Source organism: Rhodopseudomonas telluris (assembly GCF_042432815.1).
Classification (GTDB): Bacteria; Pseudomonadota; Alphaproteobacteria; order Rhizobiales; family Xanthobacteraceae; genus Rhodopseudomonas; species Rhodopseudomonas telluris.
This window is the reverse complement of sequence record NZ_JBHLWM010000008.1, coordinates 68,586-94,487: the sequence shown is the minus strand read 5'-3', so window position 1 is coordinate 94,487 and position 25,902 is coordinate 68,586. Positions and strand designations below refer to the sequence as shown.

General features: G+C 64.0%; 20 protein-coding genes. 8 read left to right on the top strand and 12 right to left on the bottom strand.

Annotated elements, in window-relative coordinates; all coding sequences use genetic code 11:
• Window positions 1-14 precede the first annotated feature (14 nt).
• From ACFFJ6_RS18130 to ACFFJ6_RS18115, 4 genes are all read right to left on the bottom strand, one after another.
• Window positions 15-446, bottom strand: a complete 432-nt coding sequence (locus ACFFJ6_RS18130; protein ID WP_378390369.1) for a hypothetical protein — start codon at window positions 444-446, stop codon at window positions 15-17.
• Window positions 447-603: 157 nt separating this feature from the next.
• A complete protein-coding gene (locus ACFFJ6_RS18125) occupies window positions 604-1,419 on the bottom strand; it encodes a COG3904 family protein (protein ID WP_378390367.1) in 816 nt (271 codons plus the stop codon).
• 14 nt (window positions 1,420-1,433) lie between these two features.
• Complete coding sequence (locus tag ACFFJ6_RS18120) at window positions 1,434-2,804, bottom strand: hypothetical protein (RefSeq protein WP_378390365.1); 1,371 nt, start codon at window positions 2,802-2,804, stop codon at window positions 1,434-1,436.
• 129 nt (window positions 2,805-2,933) lie between these two features.
• On the bottom strand, window positions 2,934-3,923 hold the full coding sequence (locus tag ACFFJ6_RS18115) for a DUF6662 family protein (protein WP_378392187.1): 990 nt from the start codon (window positions 3,921-3,923) through the stop codon (window positions 2,934-2,936).
• A 444-nt stretch (window positions 3,924-4,367) separates the two neighbouring features.
• On the opposite strand from ACFFJ6_RS18115, the gene ACFFJ6_RS18110 reads away from it, so the two are divergent.
• The 7 genes from ACFFJ6_RS18110 (at window position 4,368) to ACFFJ6_RS18080 (ending at window position 16,515) form a co-directional block, all read left to right on the top strand.
• Window positions 4,368-5,657, top strand: a complete 1,290-nt coding sequence (locus ACFFJ6_RS18110; protein WP_378390363.1) for an acyltransferase family protein — start codon at window positions 4,368-4,370, stop codon at window positions 5,655-5,657.
• 165 nt (window positions 5,658-5,822) lie between these two features.
• A complete protein-coding gene (locus tag ACFFJ6_RS18105) occupies window positions 5,823-8,165 on the top strand; it encodes a Tex family protein (protein ID WP_378390361.1) in 2,343 nt (780 codons plus the stop codon).
• Window positions 8,166-8,403: 238 nt separating this feature from the next.
• Window positions 8,404-9,057 carry a response regulator transcription factor gene (locus ACFFJ6_RS18100; RefSeq protein ID WP_378390359.1) on the top strand — a complete coding sequence of 218 codons (654 nt, stop codon included), beginning with the start codon at window positions 8,404-8,406 and terminating at the stop codon, window positions 9,055-9,057.
• A 68-nt stretch (window positions 9,058-9,125) separates the two neighbouring features.
• A complete protein-coding gene (locus ACFFJ6_RS18095) occupies window positions 9,126-9,515 on the top strand; it encodes a response regulator transcription factor (protein ID WP_378390357.1) in 390 nt (129 codons plus the stop codon).
• A complete protein-coding gene (locus tag ACFFJ6_RS18090; protein ID WP_378390355.1) occupies window positions 9,515-14,671 on the top strand; it encodes a trifunctional serine/threonine-protein kinase/ATP-binding protein/sensor histidine kinase in 5,157 nt (1,718 codons plus the stop codon). Before ACFFJ6_RS18095 ends, ACFFJ6_RS18090 begins: the two co-directional genes overlap by 1 nt.
• 94 nt (window positions 14,672-14,765) lie before the next feature.
• The gene (locus ACFFJ6_RS18085; protein WP_378390353.1) at window positions 14,766-15,473 is read left to right on the top strand and encodes an alpha/beta fold hydrolase; all 708 of its coding nucleotides are present in this window, start codon (window positions 14,766-14,768) and stop codon (window positions 15,471-15,473) included.
• A gap of 199 nt (window positions 15,474-15,672) precedes the next feature.
• Window positions 15,673-16,515, top strand: a complete 843-nt coding sequence (locus tag ACFFJ6_RS18080) for an alpha/beta fold hydrolase (RefSeq protein ID WP_378390351.1) — start codon at window positions 15,673-15,675, stop codon at window positions 16,513-16,515.
• 201 nt (window positions 16,516-16,716) lie between these two features.
• On the opposite strand, the gene ACFFJ6_RS18075 is transcribed toward ACFFJ6_RS18080, so the two are convergent.
• From ACFFJ6_RS18075 to ACFFJ6_RS18050, 6 genes are read right to left on the bottom strand one after another with little or no spacing between them, the layout of a single operon-like run.
• Window positions 16,717-18,144 (bottom strand): alginate export family protein, encoded by a 1,428-nt coding sequence (locus ACFFJ6_RS18075; RefSeq protein WP_378390349.1) that lies wholly within the window; start codon window positions 18,142-18,144, stop codon window positions 16,717-16,719.
• A gap of 27 nt (window positions 18,145-18,171) precedes the next feature.
• On the bottom strand, window positions 18,172-19,080 hold the full coding sequence (locus ACFFJ6_RS18070) for a VOC family protein (protein ID WP_378390347.1): 909 nt from the start codon (window positions 19,078-19,080) through the stop codon (window positions 18,172-18,174).
• Window positions 19,081-19,099: 19 nt separating this feature from the next.
• Window positions 19,100-19,525, bottom strand: a complete 426-nt coding sequence (locus ACFFJ6_RS18065; protein ID WP_378390345.1) for a DoxX family protein — start codon at window positions 19,523-19,525, stop codon at window positions 19,100-19,102.
• 1 nt (window position 19,526) lies between these two features.
• Window positions 19,527-21,407: an amidohydrolase gene (locus tag ACFFJ6_RS18060; RefSeq protein WP_378390343.1), complete on the bottom strand. Its 1,881-nt coding sequence runs from the start codon at window positions 21,405-21,407 to the stop codon at window positions 19,527-19,529.
• On the bottom strand, window positions 21,404-21,694 hold the full coding sequence (locus tag ACFFJ6_RS18055; protein ID WP_378390341.1) for a XapX domain-containing protein: 291 nt from the start codon (window positions 21,692-21,694) through the stop codon (window positions 21,404-21,406). Before ACFFJ6_RS18055 ends, ACFFJ6_RS18060 begins: the two co-directional genes overlap by 4 nt.
• A gap of 24 nt (window positions 21,695-21,718) precedes the next feature.
• Window positions 21,719-22,369: a hydrolase gene (locus ACFFJ6_RS18050; RefSeq protein ID WP_378390339.1), complete on the bottom strand. Its 651-nt coding sequence runs from the start codon at window positions 22,367-22,369 to the stop codon at window positions 21,719-21,721.
• A gap of 298 nt (window positions 22,370-22,667) precedes the next feature.
• On the opposite strand from ACFFJ6_RS18050, the gene ACFFJ6_RS18045 reads away from it, so the two are divergent.
• Complete coding sequence (locus ACFFJ6_RS18045) at window positions 22,668-24,248, top strand: MFS transporter (protein WP_378390337.1); 1,581 nt, start codon at window positions 22,668-22,670, stop codon at window positions 24,246-24,248.
• A gap of 11 nt (window positions 24,249-24,259) precedes the next feature.
• On the opposite strand, the gene ACFFJ6_RS18040 is transcribed toward ACFFJ6_RS18045, so the two are convergent.
• Window positions 24,260-24,730, bottom strand: a complete 471-nt coding sequence (locus tag ACFFJ6_RS18040) for a hypothetical protein (protein WP_378390335.1) — start codon at window positions 24,728-24,730, stop codon at window positions 24,260-24,262.
• Window positions 24,731-24,986: 256 nt separating this feature from the next.
• A complete protein-coding gene (locus ACFFJ6_RS18035; RefSeq protein WP_378390333.1) occupies window positions 24,987-25,859 on the bottom strand; it encodes a ferritin family protein in 873 nt (290 codons plus the stop codon).
• Between the last annotated feature and the right edge of the window lie 43 nt (window positions 25,860-25,902).

Genomic DNA, 25,902 nt, shown 5'->3' with positions numbered 1-25,902 from the left:
CGGCCTAGTTCTGCTTACCAGTGGCGATGGTAATGGCCATAGCCGAACCGCGGGCCGCCATATCCGGCCCGGATCACCGGCCCACGATAGTAGCCGTAGGACGACCGATAGCCGCCATAGGGGCGATAGCCGCCGTAATACACGGCCCGCGGACGGGCGTAATAACGCGGGCCAGCGTAGCCCCAGCCACCGTAATAACCGGGACCGCCGTAATAACCGGCATAGCTCGGACCATAACCGTAGTACGGACCGCCGCCGTAATAGCCGTAACCCGGGCCCCAGCCATATCCGTAGCCGCCGGATGCCGCGCCCGCGATCAATGCGCCAGCCGCGATACCGCCGACAAATGCCGCGGGCCCCCAGCCACGCTGGGCGTGCGCCGGCGCGGAGGCCGTCACCACCGCAAGGGAAGCTGCGGCACCTAGAACCAAAGCTGTCTTCTTCATATCGTCTCCGTTCGCAAGATTACCGTTGCTCCATAACCGCCCATAATTTGAAAGGTTTCTGGAACCGGACAATCAAGGCGCGAAAACACTGCCCGAAGTGTACGGCGACGCCCGATCAGGGCCGAATGCGGGGATCAGACCTCGGGGTTGCCCGAGGTCAGGGCTTCGAGACGACCGAGGGTTGCGCGGGGACGATGTTGAACTTGGCCAGCTCGTCGGGCTTGAAGACGAACAACCGATCCTTCGGGGTTTCCATCGCGTGGATCCAGACCTGCAGATCGATCCCCATCTCACCGAGATAACGCTGGCACTTCGCCGAGATCCGCTGCGCGTCACTCATCCCGTCGAGCGGCGCCGGCGCAGTCTCGGCGGACTTTGCGGCGAACACCTGATGGACCCCGATCGCCGCTTTTTCGCCGGCGCGGCGCTCCACCCCTCCGAAGAACACCAGCGGACAGGAGGACGCGCAATATTTCCCCGCATCGACCACGGTCGCGAGTTTGCGCTCGCGAATGAGCCGGCCCATCACCAATGCGTCGCTAACCGAACCGCCGGGCGAGTTCAGCACGACCGTCTTGATGTACTCGCCATGCCGCTCGATCGCTGCGGCGAAGGCCCCGGCCGTGCCCGGGGTGATCGTGCCGGACGCGACCAGCCTGTTGCCGCCCACCAGATCGAACGTCATCGGCTTGCCCAGCGCACCGTCAGGCTGCGGCAGCGGCGACAGACGATCCCGTCCGGGCAGCCACGGCGACAGGATCGCCGGCAACGATGGCAAGCCCCCCGGAGCCTCGCGCTGGACTGCCGGCGCAGCGTCGTTCTCCCCTGGCGCGATCCAGCCATTGGCAGTGGCGAGATCAAAGCCGAGCGCACCGACGGACGCCGCCACGAGACCGCGAAACACCAAGCGTAGCACGGTGTCATCCGGGTTTCCGGACATCCACTGATGAAAACGCTGCGTCAGGCCGGTCATCGAGCCGCCGACGCTTACTTGCCGTGACGTGCGGAGGACAGCGCGGTCACGTTCTCGTCGGCGGCAGCGACCGCAGGCTCTGCGGGCGAGTCGGCGGGCACGCGCCTGTCGGGCTCAACGGGCGTCTGCACGGCCCGGCTCGCCTGTTCGACCTCGCGCGCCATCTTCAACGCCGCCATCATCTCGGCTGCGGTCATCGCCGAGGCGCTTGCCACGGGAAGCCCCTCGCGCCGGATGGCGGCGTGCACGACACACAGGATCAGCACCAGCACTGCGGGCATCAGATCGATCGAGATCGCGCCCGCCCAACTCGGAATGAAATCGCCGGCGTAACGCAGCACGGCTTCGGCAGGCGACATGGCCTGGAAACGGCCCGGCTCGATCCGTGGCATGTCGAGGATCTTGTCGGCAGCCCCAGCGAGCGACGCCGCCTGCGCGGCGATCGCACTCTCAACCTTGCCGACCACCGCAGTCTGCCGCTCTGCGACATCGACGCTACGGCCGCCGGCAGACGGCGCGATGAAGGTCGACGACAACGACGTCGCGGCGCGCTTCACCGCTGGCGCGACCGATGTCTGCTGCAGATTGGCGATCACGCCCATCAGCGCCAGCGACTCGGTGGCGAACCCATCGCTGCGCTCGCTGATCGGGCCACGGTCCGACACCAGTTCGCGCATCTTGGCGAGGTGCTTGCCGCCCTCCTCGAACAGCGCAGCGACGCGCTTGCCGGAGGCTTCGACTTCCTTGCCGAGACTGTCGAGCTGAGCCGACATCTGGGTGAGCAGTTGCACCACCGTGCCGGAGCCCGAGGTGCCGGTCAGCGAGCCGGCGCGCTCGGCATCAGCCAGCTTGGCGAAACGTGATGCGGCGATCTGAATATCCGGCAGCAGGCCCTGCGCAGCGATCGCGTTGCTGTTCGCCGCATCGAGATCGCGTGTGTAGTCCTGCACCGTGATGGAGAGGTGCTGCCGGATGGCAGCGGCCCCAGCCAGAGCCGACGCGTTGAGCCAGGACGACATCGCCACGATCATCAGTGAGCCGAAGATCATGCAGCCGAACATCAGCGCCCGTCCGGTGCGGTCCACGACGTGCGGCATGAACTGCATCAGGAAGACCCAGAATGCGTAAATGCCGACCGAGACGGCGACGGAGTAGATCAGCGCCGCGAAGAACACCGTGGTGGGACTGCCGTTAAGCAGTTCGCGCACGCCCAGATAGGTATAGACGCCGGCGCCCAGCGCGAGGATCGCGGTGGTGAGCTTGAGCATCACCTCGAGGCGGTCGACACCACGCGACAACAATAGCGAGGTGGGAACCAGCCTGCCGGCGTTGTCGGTTGGAGCGGACGATGGTGGGGTAACAGCCGGTTCGGCGGCAAGGGGCATGGGCATATCCGATGATGCGACAATTGCGCACGACACGCCCCCGCGGGTTCGTACTTCGACCACGATTAGTTGTGAATTCGGACGAGATTGTGGTGACGCGGCGAACGTCGCTTCGCCACGTCACGCCGCTCAGAAATGTGCGTTGATCCGTAGCATCGCCTGCTGGCGCTCGTGATTGTCGAGGTCCAGCCATCGACTGTCGCCGACCGCACGGCCCACAACCTGGAACTGCCAGGTGCCGGATAGTCCGAGCGTGCTGGTGAGGCTGTAGGAGAACGTCGGCCCGACATAGACCGCCTCTCCGACGAGTCGATCGAGCCCGCCACCATCATAGCTGCGAAGATAGCGTGTCCCAACTCCGACAAGGAGGCCGGGCTTCACCTGATAAGACACCGCGCCGTGCAGTGCGAATTCTGAGTCATGCGCGGTGATCCCCGTCGCATGCGTGCGGGTGGTGCCGGTCCCGTACCAAATGTTGAACGCGGCGAACCAGCGATCCTCGACCAGTTCCTTGTCGAACAGCGCCGCAAACTCGGCGCCGTATTGCTCGACGCGAAGGCCGCTGCCGTCGTCGACGCGGTTCCACCCCGGCTGCGCATGCAGCGTCAATCCGAAGGGCGCCGTCGCCCGTTCTATCAGCTTTGCGCGAAACTCCAGCGTGGCTCCATTGAAACTGACATGGTGACGATCGTCGAAGCCGGCGACGCCATCGATCCGTTGCGCGCCGAGCGCGAAACCAGGCGCAATGCGGAAACGATCGGACACCGTGTACTTGACCTGGTTGAGCGTCGCGAGCGTCCCGTAGCGGCCGTCGCGCTTGCCGAACGCGGCGACATTCTCCATTTCCAGCTCGATTTCGCCGACCCGGCCGATATCGGACCCCATGGTGAAACCGAAGATGTGCTCGGTATCGGCACCTTCGGCATGCACCGGCGCCGCGGTGCCTATTGGGTTTAGGGGTGGCCCCTGAAACGGGCGGGCGCCGGGTCGGGAAATCCGCTCCTCCTCCGCAAAAGCCGGCAAGGCGTCACCAAACACGCCGAGCGACAGCAGAGCCGCCGACAGCAGAGGAGAAATCCGGGTTCCCGCCGAACCCGGCCGCGATGAGACATGCTCGATTTCCACCACTCCCGCCCTCCACTCTTGCCACACAGCCCAACACGGCACCCTAGATGCACATGCGAATTATTTGCATTAAAAGATCAGAGGACGGAGCAGAACGCAACCGGGTCAAGACACAATCACGAATGGAAGACGGCGGGATGCCGCAAAGAAGAAGCCCCGGGGCTGGGCGGGGAAGCCCCGGGGCTGGAGCCACGCCGACCGGGGGAGGTCTCGGCGCTGGCTAGTGGGTTCGCAAAGAGGGCTTCGGGCTCGACTGAGGGACCGAGCTTAGAGGCGCGCATTGCGAAGGCGACGGTCCTTGGCTAAGCCGCGTGCGTCAGAGCTGGCTCAAACAGGACGATGCTTCTGACGACAGTGATGCACCCGCGCGCGCCGAAGGAAAAGCGTAAGTTCCTCCGGTGGTTGGCCGCCCCCTAACCCACCGCGCACAATCGGTCGATGCGAATTATCCTGAAATCAACGCGCCGGGCGCGCGGCGGACCAAATTACCGTCAATCAGGCCACACCGCCGCAGAGCCGGTCGCAGCCAGAGCCCCTTTACGGCCCTCTCACCGGCTTCTAACGTCACTTTCAGATCAGCGAACGCATCTCCGAATGAACCGAACCCAGACTTTCATTCCGCGCCTCGAATCGATGCGCGGCATCGCCGCCCTTTTGGTCGCGGCATCGCATGTGGTGCAGGCCCCAACCGGACCGACAACCGAATTGCTGACGCACCCGGGCATCGAATTCGGCACCGGAAGTCGTCTGCTCTATGCGACGATCGTGCACGCGGTCGATGGCCTGCAGGCCGTGATCTTCTTTTTTGTGCTCAGCGGATTCGTCCTGACGCGCTCCCTGCTGCGCGAGGCAAGCCCCTCTCCTGCGCAGGCGGCCGAGTTCGTGATTGCGCGCCTATTCCGGCTGTATCCCGCGATCATCTTTGCGATCGGATCGTTCGCTACCGCGTTGGCGCTGTTCGGCGCAGCGCCCGCGGCTTTGACCATCCTCAAGAACATGGCGCTGATCAGTACATCACTCAACGGCGTGATGTGGTCGCTGCAGCTCGAACTGCTGGCCATTCCGGTGATCTATGTGATGTATCTGCTGCTGTTGCGGGGCACGCGGCTCGCGCTGATGGCGGCGATCGCGATCTCGCTGGGCCTTGTTGTGATGTCGTTCGATCCGTCGATCCATAAGGTGCTCGGCGACCCGCCGTTGCAATTGTTCTATGCCTTCACATTCGGCTGCTTCTGCGCGGCTTCGTCTGGCCGCCTGGCATCGCGGCTGTCGCCGATGCAGGCCAATATCGCGGTTGCGATCTGCATCATCTTGTTCTTCACCGCGCGTCCGATGCTGGGGCCCGCATCGACCTGGCGATTTCTGGTCAATTCGCTGAGCGCCTGGGGGATGATCTATCTTGTCGCCTACGGTCCGCGCGCGTCGCTGCTCAACGTGCTCGACCAACCGATCGCGCACTGGCTCGGCAAATTATCGTTCAGCTACTATCTGTTTCATTTCCTGACGATCACGCCGGTTTGGAATCATCCGGAATTCCTGGTCTGGCTGATTGACACAGTGGGCATGCCGCGGCCGGCGGTCGCCTTGCTGATCTTCTCGGCCAGCACGATGGCGGCGCTGACGCTGGCCTACATTTGCTACAGCTTTGTCGAGTTGCCGGGCATTCGCCTCGGACGGGCCGTACGCGGGTTGCTTCCCCTGCGAATCCGCGGTGTGCCGGCGAGCTGAGGGACTCCGGGCACCTGCCGGAATTCGGCGGCGCGCGTGAACAGGCCTGTGGGCCACCGCACGCGGACCGTCCACCTCGCCTGCGAGATGTCGTAGGTTGCCTTCGATTCGCCGCGCGCGTCAGCGAAGCGTCGACGTCCTTGCCATCGTTCCGAGAGACTCCCAGTGCCGAAAATCGCGTCCATCATCGCCACCGAACTCGCCGTCCGCGAAGAACAGGTCCAGGCTGCCATCGACCTGCTCGACGGCGGGTCGACCGTCCCGTTCATTGCGCGCTATCGCAAGGAAGCGACGGGCATGCTGGACGACACGCAACTGCGCACTCTGGAAGAGAGGCTCACCTATCTGCGCGAGATGGACGCGCGCCGTATCGCCATCATCGACAGCATCAAGGAACAGGGCAAGCTGACGCCCGAGATCGAGAAAGCCCTGCTCGCCGCCGACACCAAGGCGCGGCTTGAAGACATCTATCTGCCGTTCAAGGAAAAGCGCCGCACCAAAGCGCAGATCGCCCGCGAGTCGGGCCTTGAGCCCCTGGCCGATCTGTTGTTGCAGAACCCCGACAAGGACCCGCAGGCCGAGGCCGCGGCCTATGTGAAGACCGACGGCGATCATCCGGTCGCCGACGTCAAGGCGGCGCTGGAAGGCGCCCGCGCCATCCTGGTCGAGCGCTTCTCCGAACACGCCGACCTCACCGGCAGCCTGCGCGAAATGATGTGGAGCCGCGGCCAGATCAAGGCCGGCGTGCGCGACGGCAAGAAGACCGAGGGCGCAAAGTTCGCCGATTACTTCGACTTCTCGGAGCCCTACGAAAAGCTGCCGTCGCACCGCATCCTCGCGCTGCTGCGTGGCGAGAAGGAAGAAATCCTGTCGCTGGACTTCGGCGACGGTGAAGATCCCGACTCCAAGGAGCCGACGCAGTACGAAAACCGTATCGCCGCCACCTTCGGCATCTCGCGCAAGGGCCGACCTGCCGACGGTTTCCTGTCCGATTGTGTGCGTTGGGCATGGCGTACGCGGATCAAGACCGGCCTCTCCCTCGACGTCCGGATGCGGCTCTGGCAGCAGGCCGAGAAGGAAGCGGTGCGCGTATTCGCTGCGAACCTGCGCGACCTGCTGCTCGCCGCGCCTGCCGGCGGCCGCGCCACACTCGGACTCGATCCTGGTTACCGCACAGGCGTCAAGGTTGCGGTGATCGACCGTACCGGCAAGTTCGTCGATCACACCACGATCTATCCGCACGAGCCGGCGCGGAAGTGGAACGAGAGCATGCTCGAACTGGCGCAGTTGTGCGTCAAGCATCGCATCGAGCTGGTCGCGATCGGCAACGGCACCGCATCGCGCGAAACCGAGAAGCTGGTCGCCGACCTGATGAAGGCCAAGCCCGACCTCAAGCTCACGAAGGCGATCGTCTCGGAAGCCGGCGCGTCGGTGTATTCGGCCTCCGAATTCGCCTCGAAGGAATTCCCCGATCTCGACGTGTCGATCCGCGGCGCGGTGTCGATCGCGCGCCGCCTGCAGGATCCACTCGGTGAACTCGTGAAAGTGCCGCCGCAGTCGATCGGCGTCGGCCAGTATCAGCACGACCTCAATCAGTACACGCTGTCGCGCGCGCTCGACGCCACCGTGGAGGACTGCGTGAACGCGGTCGGCGTCGATCTTAATACGGCCTCGGCGCCGCTGCTGGCCCGCGTGTCGGGCATCGGCGAGACGCTGGCCGCGAACATCGTTGCGCATCGCGACGCCAACGGACCCTTCCCCAGCCGCGCCAAGCTGAAAGAAGTGCCGCGCCTCGGCCCCAAGGCGTTCGAGCAATGCGCCGGCTTCCTGCGCATTCGTGACGGCGAGAACCCGCTAGATGCCTCCGGCGTTCATCCGGAAGCCTATCCGATCGTCAAGAAGATCCTCGCGGCGACCAAGAGCGACATCAAAGCGCTGATCGGCCAGACCAAGACGCTGCAGGCGTTGCGGCCGACAGAGTTCGCCGACGACAAGTTCGGAGTTCCGACCGTCAGTGACATCCTGAAAGAGCTGGAGAAGCCTGGCCGCGATCCGCGTCCGGAATTCAAGACCGCCACCTTCCAGGAAGGCGTGGAGAAGATCACAGATCTCAAGCCCGGCATGATCCTCGAGGCGACGATCACCAACGTAGCGGCGTTCGGCGCTTTCGCCGATATCGGCGTGCATCAGGACGGGCTCATCCACATCTCGGCGATGTCGGAGCGGCGGATCAACGATCCGCGCGAAGTCGTGAAGCCGGGCCAGGTCGTCAAGGTCAAGGTGCTCGAAGTCGATGTGCCGCGCAATCGGATCGGCCTGACGCTGCGGATGTCGGATCCGATCCCCAAGCCCGGCGAGCGCCGACAATCTGGCGGTGGCGGCGGCGCCAGTGCCAAACTGATCGATCGTCACCGTCCGCGCCCCGAGAGCAACAGCGGCGGCGGTGCGTTCGCAGCCGCTCTCGCCAAAGCCGCCGAGAGCAGCAAGAACCGCCAGAAATCGAAGTAGCTTGCGGATCAACCCGGGGACCGTCTCCTCAAAGACGGTCCGCGGCTACCCCGCATCAGGTCCTGCTGCTGAAGCCCGTCCTGTCGGGCTTTCCCATTTGTCTTGGAGCTTGTAACGCAAGCTTGTCGAGTGATGCAGTTGCCGCATGGGCGTTGCACGGCCCGGTGCGCGCCGCCAACTGGCATTGCCTTCCGACTTTGTCTAATGTGGCGCCGATCGGAAGGTAGCAGCGGGATTCATGACTTCAGCGCCCGGCCCACTCGTGGTGATCGTCGACGATGACGTCGATATCAGAGAGGCCTTAGCTGGCCTGTTTCTTTCGGTCGGTAACAGAGTTGCGCTATTTTCGTCAGCTCAACAGCTGCTGACGGCGGGCGTGCCTGCCGAAGCGAATTGCATGCTCCTTGATGTCCGCCTCCCCGGGACCAGTGGCCTCGATCTGCAGGACATCTTGTCGCGGCTGAACGTCCGCATCCCGATCATTTTCATGACCGGTTACGGCGATGTGCCCATGACCGTGCGCGGCATGAAAGCGGGAGCAGTCGATTTTCTCACCAAGCCCTTCCGCGATCAGGAAATGCTCGACGCGGTCGCAGCAGCAATCGAGATCGACCGCAAGCGCCGCGAGGCAGACGGCAAGCGCGATGAGATCCTGCAGCGTCACCGCGCGCTCACGCCGCGTGAAAAGCAGATCTTCGAAATGGTCGCGGCCGGATCGATGAACAAGATCGTTGCCGCTGACCTCGGCCTCAGCGAGATCACCGTCAAGATCCACCGCGGCCGTGTCATGAAGAAGATGGGTGCGAGATCGCTCGCCGAGCTTGTGAGAATGGCGGAACTGATCTGCCCGGGCGCGGGCGGAACCGACATAAAACCATCGTATGACTTATAAGGCCGCGACGGCTGCCGCAATTTTGAGAGCCGTCGATCGTGCAGGATCGCCCCTTGAGGATGGCAGACTTGACCATCGGCAAGATCATCTCGGTGATTGACGACGACGAAAATGTCCGGATCGCGATCGAGGGACTGATCAAATCGCTCGGCCTCGAAGCCCGTGGTTTCAACTCCGCCCGGCAGTATCTGAATTCGGAGTCGATCGAGGCGACGGCCTGCCTGATCACCGACGTGCAGATGGCGGGCCTCAATGGCCTGGATCTTTATGCGCGCTTGCTTGCAGAGGGGCGCGCACCGCCGGTCGTGTTCATCACGGCCTTCCCCGACGAACGGATCGAGGCGCGGGCCCGGCGGATGGGAGCCATCGAGTTCCTGAGTAAGCCGTTCGACGCGCAGCGCCTCGTGGAATGCATCCATCGCGCGATCGCTCTGCCTGGCGGAAGCGGGGCGACCTGATGGCCCCGGCGCCGCCCCCAGATGAATCACGATCGCTGCGCGTCATCAGTGGCGAATTGCGGTTTGTGCGGCGGAGCGGCCGCTACGACCTCTATCATGTGCAAAACGGGACCGCCCCGGCCTCGCTCCTCTTCATGGCGGACTCGTCCGACCCGGCCGCTGCGCAGCGCCTTGCCCAGGAACTCGCTGTCGCCCGCGACCTTGATCCCGACGTGATCCTCATTCCAAGCGAGTTGGTCTCAGCGCATGGCCGACTCGGCCTACTGATCGACGATCGCGCGCGCCCACTCGCCGAACTGCTCGATGAGCCACTGGAGGTCACCCGCTTTCTCCGACGGGCAATCGGACTTGCGCACGCGCTCAGCTACGTTCATCTGCAAGGCCTGATCCACCGCAACCTGTGTCCGGACACGATTTGGATCGATGCGGCCGACCACGTCTGGCTCACCGGGCTAGCCGGAGCCTCACGATTTCATCGCGAACGCCCCGACCTCGCAATTCACGAGTCGCTGGTCGAGTCGCCCATTTACATGTCGCCCGAGCAAACCGGCCGAGTGAATCGCTCGATCGACGCTCGCAGCGACCTCTATGTCCTCGGGATCATCCTGTATCAGATGATGGCATCCAGCGCTCTGCCGTTTCTCGCCAACAGCCCGACGCAGTGGATCCACTACCACATTGCGCGAAGCCCGAATCCGCTGCCTTCCGCGCGGCCGGAGACCATCGCCATCGAGCAGCTGATCTTCCGGCTGCTCTCCAAATCTGCCGATGATCGCTATCTCACTGCGGCCAGCGTCGAGCGCGATCTGCGCTCCTGCCTGGTCGCCTGGGAGGCTTACCACACGACGGCTGGCGTCCGACTGACGGCGCAGGACGCCTGCGGCGTCATCCGGATGAGCGAGAAGCTTTACGGCCGCGACGCCGAAATCAACCAGATTCTCTCCGCCTATCACCGCGTCGCTTCCACCGGAGCCACCGAATGGGTGCTGATCTCCGGCTATTCGGGCGCAGGAAAGTCGTCGGTCGTCAACGAACTCCGCAAGACTCTGACCCCCACCAACGGCTTATTCATCTCCGGCAAATTCGATCAGTACAGCCGCGACATTCCGTTCGCTACGCTGGCGCAGGCGTTTCAATCCTTCGTCCGGCAGATCCTCGGCCAGGACAAGGACGACTTGGCGCGTTGGCGGGATCGACTCTGCGATGCTCTCGGGACGAGCGGCGGACTGCTGCTCAATCTCGTGCCCGAGCTCGCACTTCTGATCGGAGATCAACCCGCAATCCCGGATCTGCCGGCGCAGGAAAGCCGCGCCCGGTTCCAAGCCGTCCTTAGCCGTTTCGTCGGCGCCCTGGCGGGGCCAGACCATCCGCTCGTTCTTTTCCTCGACGATGTGCAATGGTTCGATACCGCAACCGCCGAATTTCTGGTGCGTCTCGCGAGCGCGCCGGAGATTGGCCACCTCCTGATGATCTGCGCTTACCGCGATAACGAGGTCGATGAATCGCACCCACTGGCCTCGGCGCTGGACGACATTCGCGCCTATGCAGCTCATGTCGATGAACTTCGGCTGCAACCGCTGACGTTCGAAAGCGTGAGGAGCCTCGTCGCCGACGTGTTGCGCAGTGATCCGGCGCGCGTATCGCCGTTGGCAGCCCTGATTCATCGCAAGACCGGAGGAAATCCGTTCTTCACTATTCAGTTCTTCTCGTCGCTGGTTCACGAGCAGCTTCTCGTGTTCGACGCGCTCCGTCATGAATGGACCTGGAACCTCGACCTGATCGATGCAAAGGGATACACCGACAACGTCGTCGATCTGATGGCGCGTCGGCTCGACAGGTTGCCAGCAGCCAGCTTGCAAATTGTCAAAGTCTTCTCGTGCCTCGGCATGTACGCTGATGCCGAAACGCTGAGTCGGCTCTGTGAACTGTCGGAAAATCAGGTCCACGCCGGACTGCAAGACCTCGTAACCGCCGAGTTGGTGCTCCGCGCCGGATCCGATTATCGCTTCGTTCACGACCGCGTGCGGGAGGCAGCCTACCGCCTGATCCCCGCGGCCGATCTCGCGGCACAGCACCTGTTTATCGCCCGCCATCTCGCCGCGGCCGCCGGCCCCGCTGCGTCGTCCGATGCGATCTTCCAGATCGTGAACCACTACAATTCAGGCGCCGCACTGGTATCGTCAGCGACAGAACGCCTGACGATGGCGCAATACAATCACGAAGCCGGCAAGGCTGCGAGAAATGCCGTCGCTTATCAGTCCGCCTTGATTTACCTGACGGCGGCCCGCTCGCGGCTGACCAGGCAGGAGTGGCGGGACCACCAGGATCTGGCGTTTCAGATCGAATATCAGATCGCCGAGTGCGAACTCCTGACAGGGCGGCCCCTCGCGGCTGAAAGTCGGCTGCAGGACCTGAGGCTCGAAGCGGCCGATGAGGTCGACAAAGCCTCGGTCGTCGCATTGCAGATCACTCTCTGTACCGCAATGGATCGCAGTTCCGACGCAGTGAGGATCTGTCTCGACTACCTGAGCGAAGTCGGCATCATCTGGCCTCGGCAGCCCTCCCGGGAGGACGCCCGGGCCGAATATCAGCGTCTTGCGCGGCGCCTGGACGGTCTTTCCATTGCCGCGCTGCTGGACCTGCCGATCGCGACCGCCCCAAAGCACTGCGCCGCCCTAGGCGTCATGACCGCCGCGCTCGCGCCCGCCTTCTTCACCGACCTCAACCTCGTTTGCCTGATCCTGTGCCGGATGGCCAATCTCAGTATCCACCACGGCAATAGCGACGCGTCCGCCTTGGCCTATGCGTATCTCGGCATGGTGGCGGGGCCTACTTTCGGCGACTATCGGGCTGCGCTGAGCTTCGGTGAACTCGGTCTTCGCCTCACGGAAGAGCGCGGACTCGACAAGTACAAAGCACGCGTCGACCTCACCTATGGCGCGCATGTCTTGCCATGGGCCCGCCCCCTGACGGAGTCGCAGAAATATCTGCGGCGAGCATTCGACGAATCCAACGAGACCGGAGACCTGACCTATGCCGGGTTTTCATCCTGCACGCTGATCACGAACCGCCTGGACTCCGGGGACCTGCTCGACGACGTCGAACCGGAAGCGGCCACACGACTGCAATTGATGCAGCGTGCCAAATTCGGCTTGATCGTCCACATCATCAGGACGCAGCTCCAACTCATTCGGATGTTGAGAAGCGACACCGATGCCTTCGGCTCGTTGAACGATGCGGAATTTGACGAAGGCAATTTCGAACAAGAGCTCTCGGCGAACCGCAGCCTCGATATTGCGACTTGCTGGTTCTGGATCCGGAAGATGCAGGCGCGCTATTTCGCCGGCGAATTCCGCGCGGCTTACGAGGCGATGGAGAAAGCCACGCCGCTGCTGTGGACCACATTCGGCCATTTCGAGTACGTCGTCGTCCGCTTCTATGGCGGGCTGGTCCAGGCTGCCTACTACGACTCCGCGCCCGCCAGCCTGCGGGATAGGCTGAAGGCCGGACTGGTCGAAGCGCACCGCCAGATGTCGGAGTGGGAAACGCATTGCCACGAGAATTTCGAGGGCCGCGCGGCTGTGCTGGCCGCGGAGATCGCGCGGATCGACAACCGGCCGTTCGACGCCATCCGATCATACGAACGGGCCATCGAGTCCTCGCAGCGACATCATTTTCTGCATGTCGAAGCAATCGCTCACGAGTTGGCTTCCCGCCTCTATCATCGCCAGGGCCTGCAGACCGGTTACGAGACTCATTCGGCACGAGCGCGCGACTGCTATCACCGGTGGGGCGCGCTCGGGAAGGTGAAGCAAATCGAACGCCAAAACCCGGGACACGGATTCGGCCTGCTGACAACTCCGCTCGTGCCACCGGAATTCACCGACAGCTTCGATCTCGCAACCGTCGTCAAAACCTCGGAGGCTGTCTCCAACGAGCCGGGCGTTTCGCGCCTGATGGAAACCCTGATGGCCCTGGTGATCGAACATGCCGGCGCGCAGCGGGGCTTGCTGATCATCCCACAGGGCGACGAATTGAGCGTTCGCGCCGAGGCCAGAACCGGTCACGATGGCATTCGCGTATCGTTGCGCGAGGAGATCGTCTCGGCGTCCGAATTGCCGAATACGATCATCAACGTCGTCACCCGCACCGGGGAACCCGTGATGCTCGACGACGCACGCGCCAGCGGACCCTTCGTTGACGATCCTTACATTGCTTCGGTGCAATGCAGGTCGATCCTGTGCCTGCCCCTCGTCAAACGCACCAAGCTTGTCGGCATCATCTTCCTCGAGAACAATTTGGCGGCCGGCGTCTTCACGCCCGCAAAGCTCACGATCCTCAAGCTCCTGGCGTCGCAGGCAGCGATGTCATTGAAGAACGCACTGTTGGAAGAAAAGGATGCCCTGGTCGAGGCGTTACAAAAGTCCCAATCCGAGCTGATGCGCATGTCGCGGCTCACGGCGATCGGCGAATTGGTGATCTCGATCGCCCACGAGATCAACCAGCCTTTGACCGCGATCATTACCAACGCAGAGGTCTGCGTCAGGTGGCTGAGCAACGACAGACCTTCGATTGAGGAGGCCGAGCGCGCCGCTCGCCGGGTGATCGAAAACGGCCGCCGCGCCGCGGACGTCGTTCAAACCATCCGAGGCCTAGCGGTTAAATCCCCACCCAAAATGTCCGCCGTGGACATCAACGATGTCGCCATCGAGATGCTTTCGATCATCCAAAGCGAACTTCGTCAGCATACTGTTCAGCTCGAGACAGATCTCACCGACGAGGACAGCCTGGTTTTGGGCAATAAGGTCCAGCTCCAGCAGGTTCTCCTCAATCTGACGATGAATGCCATTGAGTCGACGGCAGCCATTGAGGGCCGACGAACGCTCCAGGTTGCCACGCGGTCGGCCGACAACGACACCGTCGTCGTCAGCGTCACCGACAATGGCCTCGGCTTCGACGAAGACCGTATCGATCAACTATTTGAAGCGCTGGTGACGACCAAGCCTCACGGGATGGGCATGGGGTTGTCGATCAGCAAGTCGATCGTCGAGGCGCACGGTGGCCGGCTTTGGGCGACATCGGTCAAACCACGCGGCGCCGCATTTCACTTTTCTTTACCACGGGCAGCGCCTGATCCGGGCTTCCGCACGGACTGAATGTTCAAGACGCCGTGCGAACCTGCAAGATGCGCTCGTGCCTGTGTCCTAGATTGGTTGCGACCGATCACGATCCCGCACAGGACAATCTCACATGAGCAGTTCCGAGCCGTCTCCGACCGTTGTCCTCGTTCACGGCGCGTGGGCGGACGGATCGAGCTGGCGGCTCGTCATCCCGTATTTGATGAACAAAGGCATCCCAGTGGTCGCGGTGCAGAACCCGACGACCTCCCTGGCAGCCGATGTCGAAGCGACAAAGCTGGTGCTCGACGCGATCAAGGGACCGGTCGTCCTGGTCGGCCATAGCTGGGGCGGCGCGGTGATCGCACAGGCCGGCAACGACCCCAAGGTCGAGGCGCTCGTGTTCGTCGCTGCGCTGCCGCCAAAAGTCGGCGAGTCTGTCGGTGATCTCGTCGGCTCGCATCCAGCACCGCCTGGATTGAGCCAGATCGTCAAGGCGGGCCCCGGCCTGCTCAAGCTCAGCGCGGAAGGCTGGATCAACGACGTCGCGCAGGACCTGCCGGAAGAAGACGCCCGGCTGTTGGCTGTGGTCCAGCCGCCGCTGCCGGAGGCGACCTTCGGCGACAAGATCACCGAAGCAGCCTGGGCGACGCGTCCCAACTGGTTCATCGTCTCCGCCAGCGACCGAGTAGTCAGCATCGAGCTCCAGCGGGAACTCGCGAAGCGGCTAAACGCGACCACGATCGAGCTGAAGGCCAGCCATCTGTCGATACTGTCACAACCGCAAGCGGTTGCCGATGTCATCATTGATGCCGTCGACGCGGTCGCTGCGGCATCGTGACACGAATGGACACGCGGTGATTGACGTGAACACACACCCCTCCGACGATAGCGCTTGTCTGTCCAATCCCGATGCACGGCCCAGCCCTCTCCTCACTCGCCGGGAGATGATGGCCGGAGCCGCCTGCATCGCCCTGTTGCCGGGCAGCGCAATCGCGCAGCCCACGCATCCCACTCACCCCCCACAAGGAGACCACCCGATGAGCAGCGGATTTGTGAAGACCAAGGACGGCGTCGATATCTTCTACAAGGACTGGGGCCCGAAGTCGGCGCAGCCGATCATGTTTCATCACGGCTGGCCGCTGTCGTCCGACGACTGGGACGCGCAGATGCTGTTCTTCCGCGCCCACGGCTATCGCGTCGTCGCTCATGACCGCCGCGGCCACGGCCGCTCGGCGCAGGTCGACACCGGCCACGACATGGATCACTACGCCGCCGACGCCTCCGCGGTCGCCGAGCATCTCGATCTGAAGAAGGCGGTGCATATCGGCCATTCCACCGGCGGCGGCGAAGTCGCTCGCTACGTCGCGAAATTCGGCGAGCCGCAGGGCCGCGTCGCAAAGGCCGTGCTTGTCTCGGCCGTGCCCCCGCTGATGCTCAAGACCGAGAAGAACCCCGGCGGCCTGCCGATTGAAGTGTTCGACGGCTTCCGCAAGGCGCTCGCCGACAACCGTGCGCAATTCTTCCTCGACGTTCCGGCCGGCCCGTTCTACGGCTTCAACCGTCCCGACGCGAAGACGATGCCCGGTGTCGTCAACAACTGGTGGCGTCAAGGCATGATGGGCGCCGCCAACGCTCACTATGACGGAATCAAGGCGTTCTCCGAAACTGACCAGACCGACGACCTGAAGGCGATCTCGGTGCCGACGCTGGTGCTGCACGGCGAGGACGATCAGATCGTCCCCATCGACGACTCCGCCCGCCTCTCCGTCAAGCTGCTGAAGAACGGCAAGCTCAAGACCTATCCGGGTTATCCCCACGGCATGCTGACCACCCACGCCGACGTGCTGAACGCCGATCTGCTCGCGTTCATCAAGGACTAAGCGCCGTACGCCGGAGCGGGCCCGTCCCGCTCCGGCCGCAGGCAGTGCTTTCATTCTGAAGGACGCGAAGCGTCGTCTCGAACCGTGCGCTGCAAGGACTTCGTTGCCCTCATCCTTCGAGAAGCTCGGCTTCGCCGGGCTACTCAGGAAGAGGAGTCAGTGCTTGTTGGAGGGGCTAGATCCCTTCAAGCAAAAATCCCATCACCACCCGTACTGCAACTGCGCTCCGAGATAGTTGCTGCTGCGACCACCGGCGTTGCGGATGGTGTCGCCGACTTCGAAGTGCACGGCCTCGATCGCGCCGGTGAGATGTGCGTCGAAGGCGTAATCGACGCGGAGCTGGCCATAAGCGCCAGTCCAGGTGCTGCCGGTCCCCGCCGTTCCCGGAACTGGATTGCTCGGCTGGACGTACACCGCATCCGCGGTCGTCGCGCGCCATTGGAAGCCCGCTGCGGCCATCACCTTCAACTTTGCCGCCGGGCTGAGGGTCAGCGACGGCTTGAGGTGAACGAGGTTGGCGTAGCCGGTGTAGCCGGCGAGCGTGAAGTAGTAGCCGTTCGGAAACAGCGGATTGAACGTACCGAGCACGCCGTCGCCAGGCCGATTGTCGCCGGACGCGGCGTCGAACTGCAACCCGAGCCGCGGCTGCCAGGTCGCGTTCAATGTGTAGCCAGTCCGCGCGCCGACTGCCCAAGCCCGCACCGTGCTGGCGCCGACCTGCCCGAGCTGCCCCATCGCCTCCAGATCCCAGTCGATCTGCGCGGCCTTGCCGGCGAAACGAATGTCGAACACGTGGCGCCGCTCGTCACCAAGTGCGTCGAGATACTTCACGCCTGCCCTCTCATACAGCGAGTAATAGCCGGACAACTCGTTGTCCCCAAGCACCTTGCGCTCGACGCGGACGGTGCTGAACCGGAACCGATCGTCCGAGCGGTCGTCGAACAGGCGAACGTCGAAATACTGCACCGGCCGGCTGACGAATCCGATGAACCGCCAAGGGCCAGTCTCCCAATCCGCCCAGATCGCATCGAACGACTGGCGGACGTTGGGGCCGTCGCGCGACGAGACGAAGCGCTGCAGATCGAACAGAAAATCCTGACGCCCGACACGAGCCTTCAGTGTGCCGTCCGCGAAGGTCCGCGTGTATTCCAGGAAGGCCAGCCGCAGGTCGGCGCGGTCCTGATCAGCCGAGGTCACCACCAGCTTGTCGAAAGCGCGGTCGTCCTCGAGCTGAACGAAAGCCCGCCAGTTCTCGTCGAAATGCACGTCGGCATGGACCTGCAGACGCTGGATGAAATAACTGTCCGAGCGCGTGCCTGCGGTGCCGAAGCCGGCCGCGTCGTTCGATTCGAAGCGCTGCCGGACGGTGGCGCCGAGCGAGATGTAGCTCTTGGGATCGCTCGCCCACAGCGGGATGTATTTCAGCGCATCGAACGGCTCGGTGCGCAGCCGCGGATCGGCCAGCACCGACCAATCCTCAGCCCAGCGGTTGGATTGGATCGCAGGCCGCGTCGCCGGCGCGGACGCCGCTACGACGGCGTCGTCATCGGCCCGAGCCGGCGCGACCAACGCCAGCGCGGCCGCTAGCGGCAGCGCGCACCCGACACCGGCCCCGATATATCCCTTCACGACGCCCTCTTCCGCTTTGGCCCGCCGTCACTTCGCCGCGGCGTGGCTGGCCGTGACCGCATGGATCTCGGCCACATAGCCGCCGGGAAACTTCACCATCGCAGCCGTACGATCGTCGAACTTAGTGGGTTCGGTCAGCACAGTCACGCCGGCCGCCTTGGCTTTAGCTAGCGTCGCGTCGAGGTCGGCGACTTCGTAGCCGGTGGTCTCGTGACCGTAGGGATACGGCAGATGACCGTCGGTGACGAGCACCACCATCTTGCCGAACGACGACTCGATACGAACCCGCTTGATGGTTGTCCCCGGCTTGCCGACCTCAGCCCCCGCGGCCTTCGCCGTCTCCGAGACGATCTTGCCGTGCGAAAACATGACGAAGCTGCGCACGAAGGCGTCGGCGCGGTCCGCCGGCACATAGACGCGGTTCTCGGGGATGGTCTCGAAGGCCGCATAGTCCGGTTTGGTCGTGTGCCAGTAGAGCTGCATGTTGACGCCGCCCGGCCACTGCACCACCACGTCGCGCCCGATCGGATCCGGGAAGGTCGACACGATCACCGACGCGCCGGCCGCCCGCGCTCGCTTGACCGCGACGTCGATGTCGCTGACCAGATAGCCATTGCGCTCGGCGCCGAACAGATACGGGATCGGCGTCTTGAAGCCGAACAGCGACACGGTGCCGACCGGCGTCTGCAGCAACTGCGACGTCGTGCTGCTCGGCGTCGGCGTCACCGTCGCGACCACCTGCTTGGTGCTCTTGCCGCCGAACGTGCCCAGAAAGCCGGCGACGAACTTGTCGACATCGTCGGGCGCCACATAGACGTGCGTTGTGTCGTATTGCGGCGCGACGGCGACGGCCGGCTTGGCCTGTTTCGCGACCGCAGGCGATCCGAGCGCTGCGACGATCGCCAGCAGCAGAATGGGTTTTGAGAGCTGTTTCACAGAAGCGTCCTCGCGTGTTTCAGGAAATCGATCGGGTACGTCCGGATCGCATCGCCACCAGCACCAGGCCGGCGATCAGTCCGAGATGTTCGAAGAAGGCGTTGGTCAGCGTCCACCGCTCGGCCACGGGCGCTGCCCAGAACGCATTGGCGGTCAGCATCGCCACGAAAGTCAGCACGCCCAGCGCGCCCGCGCCGAGCCAGGCCAGCCGATCGGCGAGCACCAGCGCCGAACCGCCCAGTTCGATGACAATTGCAAGGGTCGCCCACAGCCAGCCGGGATGCAGGCCGAACGCCTCTTGCTCCGCGACGGCGCCGGGAAAGTCGACCAGCTTGACCACGCCGCCGAGCAGATAGGCCGACACCAGCGCCAGACGCACCGCGAGCCACAGCGGCGGCGACGACAGGATCGTCGCCACCCACTGCGGCTCGCCCGCCGGCTTCATGTCACACCGCCCAGCATGCGCATCCCAGCGCTCCCCAGAAGCTCTTGAGGTCGGCGATCGGCAGTTTGCTCGACCACGCCGTCGCATGGTCGTGGCCGTGAACGTTGCAGGAATTAGCGCAGCCGCAGGACGCAACCGCCTGCCGCGCCACCGCGTTGTTGGCTTCAGGCTCGTCCGCCCACGCGGCGTAACCGCCAAAACGCCGCACCGGCGACCAGTCCGGCATCGCCGGCGGCGGCGCGGCATCGTCGAGCCTGGCGAAGTCGCCGGCGCCGTACACCACCTTGCCGCCGACGACGGTCAGCAGTGACGTCGTGTCAGCGATCTCCGCCTCGCTGCAGGCGAAGTAATCGCGATCCGGCACCACCAGGTCGGCGAGCTGACCGACCGCGATCCGTCCCTTCTTACCTTCTTCGTTCGAGAACCAGGTGACGTTCTCCGTCCACATCCGCAACGCCGTCTCACGATCGAGGCAATTGCGCTGCGGTGTGATCCGCATGCCGCCGACGGTGCGGCCTGTGACCAGCCAAGACAGCGACACCCACGGATTGTACGACGCCACTCGCGTCGCGTCGGTGCCGGCCGATACCTTGACGCCCTTGTCGATGATCTTCTTCACCGGCGGCGTCGCTTCCGCCGCGCCGATGCCGTAGCGCTCGACGAAATACTCGCCCTGATACGCCATCCGATGCTGCACCGCGATGCCACCGCCGAGCGCGGCGATGCGGTCGATCGACTGATCCGAGATCGTCTCGGCGTGGTCGAAGAACCAGTGCAGCCCTTCCAGCGGCGTGTCCTGGTTGACCTTCTCGAACACGTCGAGCGCCCGCGAAATCGTCTCGTCATAAGTCGCGTGCAACCGCCACGGCCATTTATTCTGCACCAGAACGCGGACCACTTCCTCGAGCTCGCCTTCCATCTCCGGCGGCATGTCGGGCCGCGGCACACGGAAATCCTCGAAATCCGCGGCCGAGAACACCAACATTTCGCCGGCGCCGTTATGGCGGAAGTATTCGTTGCCCTGCTTGTATTTGGACGTCTTGGTCCAGTTCAGGAAGTCGTCCTTCTCGCCCTTCGGCTTCTGCGTGAACAGATTGTAGGCGAGCCGGATCGTCAGCAGCCCCTCTTCGTCGAGCTTCTGGATCACCGCATAGTCGTCGGGATAGTTCTGAAAGCCACCGCCGGCGTCGATTGCGCCGGTGACGCCGAGCCGGTTCAGCTCGCGCATGAAGTGCCGAGTCGAATTGACCTGATAGTCGAAGGGCAACTTCGGGCCCTTGGCCAGCGTCGCGTAGAGGATGTTGGCGTTCGGCTTGGCGAGCAACAGCCCGGTCGGATTGCCGTGTGCGTCGCGGGTGATCTCGCCGCCGGGCGGCTCCGGCGTGTCCTTCGTGTAGCCGACGGCGCGTAGCGCCGCGCCGTTGAGGATCGCGCGATCGTACAGATGCAGCAGGAACACCGGCGTATCCGGCGCCACCGCGTTGAGCTCGTCGATCGTCGGCAGCCGCTTTTCGGCAAACTGATGCTCGGTGAAGCCGCCGACGACGCGCACCCATTGCGGCGGCGGCGTGATCGCGACCTGGCGCTTCAGCATGTTCATCGCGTCGGCCAGCGAGCGCACGCCGTCCCAGCGCAGCTCCATGTTGAAGTTCAGCCCGCCACGGATGATGTGGAGATGATTGTCGATCAGCCCCGGCAGGACGCGCCGCCCCTTGAGGTCGATGACCTTGGTCGACGGCCCGGCCAGCGGCAACACCTCGCGATCGTGGCCCACCGCAGTGAAGCGCCCTCCGCTGATGGCAACTGCGCTGGCGGTCGGGTTCGACTGGTCGAGCGTGGTGAACAGGCCGCGATGCAGAATGAGATCCGGGGCGTCGGTCATGAAGTCTTCTCCGGTGGATTGGGGTGCGCGGCCTGCTTGGACGTCGGGTCGCTATCGCCGGGCAACATCCCGAACATGTGCGACGCGCATTTCGCCTGCCGCCACGCCGCGGCAAGGCTGTGGCCGTTGAATACTTGCTTCGCCACAGGGACGATCTGCTCGCCGGCCAAAATTCCGAGCAGCCCGACCAGCGCCACCAGAGGTGGCGCCGGGGAGCGCACGTTGATCAGGCTGTAGATGACGCCGACCAGCAGACCGGCGCCGAGGGACAGCAGGTACACTTTCATCGCGCGCTCCCGCCGCCGTTGGCGTCAGGCCGCCTTGGTGCCGCCTTCGGAGGCGTGCTCGCCCAGCGCCCACTTCGAGAAGCGGACCTGGATGCCGTAGGGCGAATGCGCACGCAGGATGTCCATCATTCCGTCGTAGGTTTCGGAGCGCGCCCAGTCCTGCTGCAGCTCGAAGGCGTACTGGCACGAGGTGATCGGCACCGCGCCGGCCTGAATCGCGCGCTCCATCGCGCGATTGTGGGCTTCCATCGACAGGTCGCCGCAGGCGTCGGCCGGGATGTAGATCTCGTAGCCTTCCTTCAGCATGTCGAGCGTCGGGAACATCACGCAGGCTTCAGTCCACAGGCCGGCAACGACGAACTTCTTGCGCCCCGTCGCAGCGACAGCCTTGCGGAAATTCGGGTCGAGCCACGAGTTCATCGAGGTGCGGTCGATGATGTCGTGGTTCGGAAACAGGTCGGTCACTTCCGGCATGAACGGACCCGAGAACGAATCCTTCGCCACCGTGCTGATCACGGTCGGGATCTTGAACAGCTTCGCCGCCTTGGCGAGAATCTGGATGTTGTTGAACACGACCAAGCGATCATGGGACTGCACGCCCTGATACATCGCCGGCTGATAGTCGATCAGCGCGATCGCGCTGTTCTCGGGGGTCAGCATATCCAGTTTCGACATCGCAAGTCTCCAAGCTTCGGTGGGCAACGCAATGCTGCGTCGGGTTCGACACCACCTTGCGGCAGATTGCCGAACGGGGCTTGGACAAACCCGTCGCCGATTGCACGAACGCGCGGTTGGGCGTCGATCACCCAATCGTTCAAACCGCAACCAATGCCTCCAAGTCCGCACCACCGGCGGCCGATACTGTACCGAAAGCTGACGCCGATCCCGGCGCGAGGTGCGGCCTTTATCGAGGACATTTATGCAACAAGCCGGCGAACGCCCCGCGCAAGTCGAAGCCAGCAGCTCACCCTGGATGGCATTTCGTCACACGGCGTTCACCGTGGTGTGGACCGCGACCGTTGTCGCCAATGTTGGCACGTGGATGTACAACGCCGCGTCCGGCTGGCTGATGACCAATCTCGAGGCCGATCCCCTCACCGTCTCGATGGTGCAGGTGGCATCCAGCCTGCCGATGTTTCTGTTCGCGATCCCGGCTGGAGCGTTGTCGGACATCATCGACAAGCGGCGCTTTCTCATCCTGATCGAGATCGTCCTCACCGTGTTCGCCGTCGCGAGCGCTCTGCTCGTCTGGTTCGGGTTGATGAACCCGACATTGCTGCTGCTGTTCACCTTCCTGCTCGGCGCTGGTGCTGCGTTTGCCGCGCCGGCCTGGCAGGCGATCGTGCCGGATCTTGTGCCGAAGCAGGACCTCGCCTCGGCGGTCGCCAGCAACGGCGTCGGCGTCAACATCAGCCGCGCGATTGGCCCGGCGCTCGGCGGCGTCGTGATCGGGGTGATGGGCATGGCGGCACCTTTCTGGATCAACGCGCTGAGCAATTTTGCGGTGATCGGCGCCCTGCTGTGGTGGAGCCCGGTCTCGACCCGCAGCACGACGCTTCCGGCCGAACGGCTGATGAGCGCGATCGTGATCGGCTTTCGTCATGCGCGCTACAATCCGGACCTGCGCGCGACGCTGGTGCGTGCCGTCGCGTTCTTCTTTTTCGCCAGCGCCTATTGGGCGCTACTGCCTCTGGTGGCGCGCACGCGCATCGCCGGCGGGCCTGAGCTCTATGGCATCCTGCTCGGCGCGATCGGGCTCGGCGCCATCGTGGGCGCCTTCCTGCTGCCGTGGCTGAAGAAGCGCCTTGGGCCCGATGGCCTGGTGGCCGCCGGCACGCTCGGCACCGCCATCACTCTGGTGCTGCTTGGCAGCGTGCGTCAGGTCGAGCTCGGCTTCGCCGCCTGCATGTTGGCCGGCGTCTCATGGATTGCTGTGCTGGCCAATCTCAACGTCTCGGTCCAGGTGTCGCTGCCGGACTGGGTACGCGGCCGCGGCCTGGCGATGTTCGTCACCGTATTCTTCGGCGCAATGACCGCAGGCAGCGCGCTATGGGGCCAGCTTGCGTCGACCTACAGCCTGCCGATCGCGCATTTCGCCGCAGCCGCCGGCGCGGTGCTCGGCATCGCGCTGACCTGGCGCTGGAAGCTGCGCGGCGGCGCCACGCGCGACCTCGCGCCATCGATGCACTGGCCGGCGCCCGTGCTGACGCTCGACGCAGAACCCGATCAGGGCCCGGTACTGATCACGGTTGAGTATCGCATCGCGACTGAAGAACGCGACGACTTCCTGCGTGCGCTGCGGCAGCTGAGCCACCAGCGGCGCCGCGACGGCGCCTACGCATGGGACGTTTTTGAGGACGCAGCCGCCCAAGGCCGCTTCCTGGAGGTGTTTCAGGTCGCCTCCTGGCTCGAACATCTTCGCCAGCACCAGCGGGTCACCAATGCGGACCGCATCGTGCAGAATTCCGTGCGTTGCTTCCATGCGGCGGCCGAACCGAAAGTGACCCACCTGCTCGCGGCATCGTTTCCGAGCCCGTCCAGCAGCGACCGCTGATAGCCGAGCGATCAGAACAACCCGTGGGCGCCGCCCACGGCGCCGGCGACCGTAATCAGTGCCAACGTGCTCAGCACGCGATGACCGCGGAGCGCGATCCGAAACGCGCCATCCGGGTCACGTCGCGCCCGCGCGTCGAACCAGCCGTGCAGGAATAGCGGCTCTGCGACGAACAGCATCACCATGAACACCGCCCACAACGCCATCATGGCATGCAGCCACCAGAAGCTCGGATCGGTGATGTGATCCCAATGACCGAAGATGTCGAGCAGATAAAAGCCCGACAGCCCTGCTAGAAGCACCGAGATCCGCGCCTGCCGGGAGAAGCGGCGCTCCAGTGCATCGAACACCACGAGACGCCGATCAGGCTCGAATTCTCCGAGACTTGGCAAGATCACAAAGGTGACGAACGCCAACCCGCCGATCCAGTGCACGATCGACAACACATGAACAGCGCGGGCGATGGAAGGCCAATCGATCATTTAAGCTGACCGGACAAGCGCCGCGCGCTGCCTGCGCGCCGGTGTCACGGTTCCCTTGTTGGAAGGTGAACTGGTCGGCTCGCCTAACGCCAACGCGCGCGCCCAACTCCGAAAGTACGTTTGCGTGCAGACATTATGCGCGCAAACGGCGTCGAGTTTGCGCCGGCGCAAACTCGACGCGTGACGCGCCTGTAGTGCTGACCGGGCAATGATCGAATCCCGTCAGTCGCGGCCCCAAGCCACGCCGAGATGCGCGCTAGCGTCGCGAAACCGCCTCAGCCGCTTGTCGCAGGCTCGCGAGGCGCGCAATCGACTCCGCGGCAAGCTTCTGGGCAAAGTCCAGGCTCGGCTGATCCAGAGCGCGATCCGCATCGTCCAGATACAGCGTCGACAACAACTCGGCACGGCGCAATGCACGACGTTTGACGTCGTCGAGAGGCGCAGTCTCGGGCTGTGCCTCACCCGCCACAGGCGCCGCCACGCGGACACCCGCCGATTCCAACACCGCGCGATCGTCCGGCGCGAGTTGCGACCACAGGGTCACGTCCCTCTGCAGCAGACTTTCGAGCAGGGCCGCGGACTCCGGCTCGGACCTCTCTGCGCTCTCCTTCCGTGTGATGTCATGCTGCGCACGCCAAGCCAGCCGACGTTCGTGACGCAACCGATTGCCATCGCTCAGCGCTTCATGTGCGAAGGCTTCAGCAGCAGCTTGCACGGCGCGATCGGTCGCTACTGCAATCACGTAGCTCCAGAATACGAAGGCACGCCGCCGATGCTGCACAGCCATCGCCCAGGCGGTGTAAGCGGTCGCGAGTTCGGAGTGCTGCACCTCGATCACTTCCTGATCGGGCACGAGATCCGGCACGCACCATGGCACATCGGCCGGTGCGGGCAAGCGACCGCAGGCTTGCAGGCAAGCAGCTTCGAGCTGCTCGACCCGATGCTGTTCCCGCGCTGCCAGCGTCTCGAATACGCAACGCACCGGCCAAGCGTCCTCGCCGAGCCGCGCTGCGGAATCGCCGTAGCGCAGCTGGGCATGACGCGAGAGCGACAGAGCGAGAGCAAAGAGCGCGATCACACTCGTGACCGGCGCCGATGGAACTGTTGTGAGAAGCGAATGACGGGTCACATCGGGATTCCTACGGAGGTTGACTTGCTACCTGGCGCATTCG

What these genes read in the sequence shown, in the direction of transcription:
- ACFFJ6_RS18120 (WP_378390365.1), bottom strand. Translation starts at nt 2,804, where the DNA reads ATGCCCCTTGCCGCCGAACCGGCTGTTACCCCACCATCGTCCGCTCCA.
- ACFFJ6_RS18045 (WP_378390337.1), top strand. Translation starts at nt 22,668, where the DNA reads ATGGCATTTCGTCACACGGCGTTCACCGTGGTGTGGACCGCGACCGTT.
- ACFFJ6_RS18125 (WP_378390367.1), bottom strand. Translation starts at nt 1,419, where the DNA reads ATGACCGGCCTGACGCAGCGTTTTCATCAGTGGATGTCCGGAAACCCG.
- ACFFJ6_RS18055 (WP_378390341.1), bottom strand. Translation starts at nt 21,694, where the DNA reads ATGAAAGTGTACCTGCTGTCCCTCGGCGCCGGTCTGCTGGTCGGCGTC.
- ACFFJ6_RS18060 (WP_378390343.1), bottom strand. Translation starts at nt 21,407, where the DNA reads ATGACCGACGCCCCGGATCTCATTCTGCATCGCGGCCTGTTCACCACG.
- ACFFJ6_RS18100 (WP_378390359.1), top strand. Translation starts at nt 8,404, where the DNA reads ATGACTTCAGCGCCCGGCCCACTCGTGGTGATCGTCGACGATGACGTC.
- ACFFJ6_RS18050 (WP_378390339.1), bottom strand. Translation starts at nt 22,369, where the DNA reads ATGTCGAAACTGGATATGCTGACCCCCGAGAACAGCGCGATCGCGCTG.
- ACFFJ6_RS18110 (WP_378390363.1), top strand. Translation starts at nt 4,368, where the DNA reads ATGCGAATTATCCTGAAATCAACGCGCCGGGCGCGCGGCGGACCAAAT.
- ACFFJ6_RS18040 (WP_378390335.1), bottom strand. Translation starts at nt 24,730, where the DNA reads ATGATCGATTGGCCTTCCATCGCCCGCGCTGTTCATGTGTTGTCGATC.
- ACFFJ6_RS18080 (WP_378390351.1), top strand. Translation starts at nt 15,673, where the DNA reads ATGAGCAGCGGATTTGTGAAGACCAAGGACGGCGTCGATATCTTCTAC.
- ACFFJ6_RS18130 (WP_378390369.1), bottom strand. Translation starts at nt 446, where the DNA reads ATGAAGAAGACAGCTTTGGTTCTAGGTGCCGCAGCTTCCCTTGCGGTG.
- ACFFJ6_RS18090 (WP_378390355.1), top strand. Translation starts at nt 9,515, where the DNA reads ATGGCCCCGGCGCCGCCCCCAGATGAATCACGATCGCTGCGCGTCATC.
- ACFFJ6_RS18085 (WP_378390353.1), top strand. Translation starts at nt 14,766, where the DNA reads ATGAGCAGTTCCGAGCCGTCTCCGACCGTTGTCCTCGTTCACGGCGCG.
- ACFFJ6_RS18065 (WP_378390345.1), bottom strand. Translation starts at nt 19,525, where the DNA reads ATGAAGCCGGCGGGCGAGCCGCAGTGGGTGGCGACGATCCTGTCGTCG.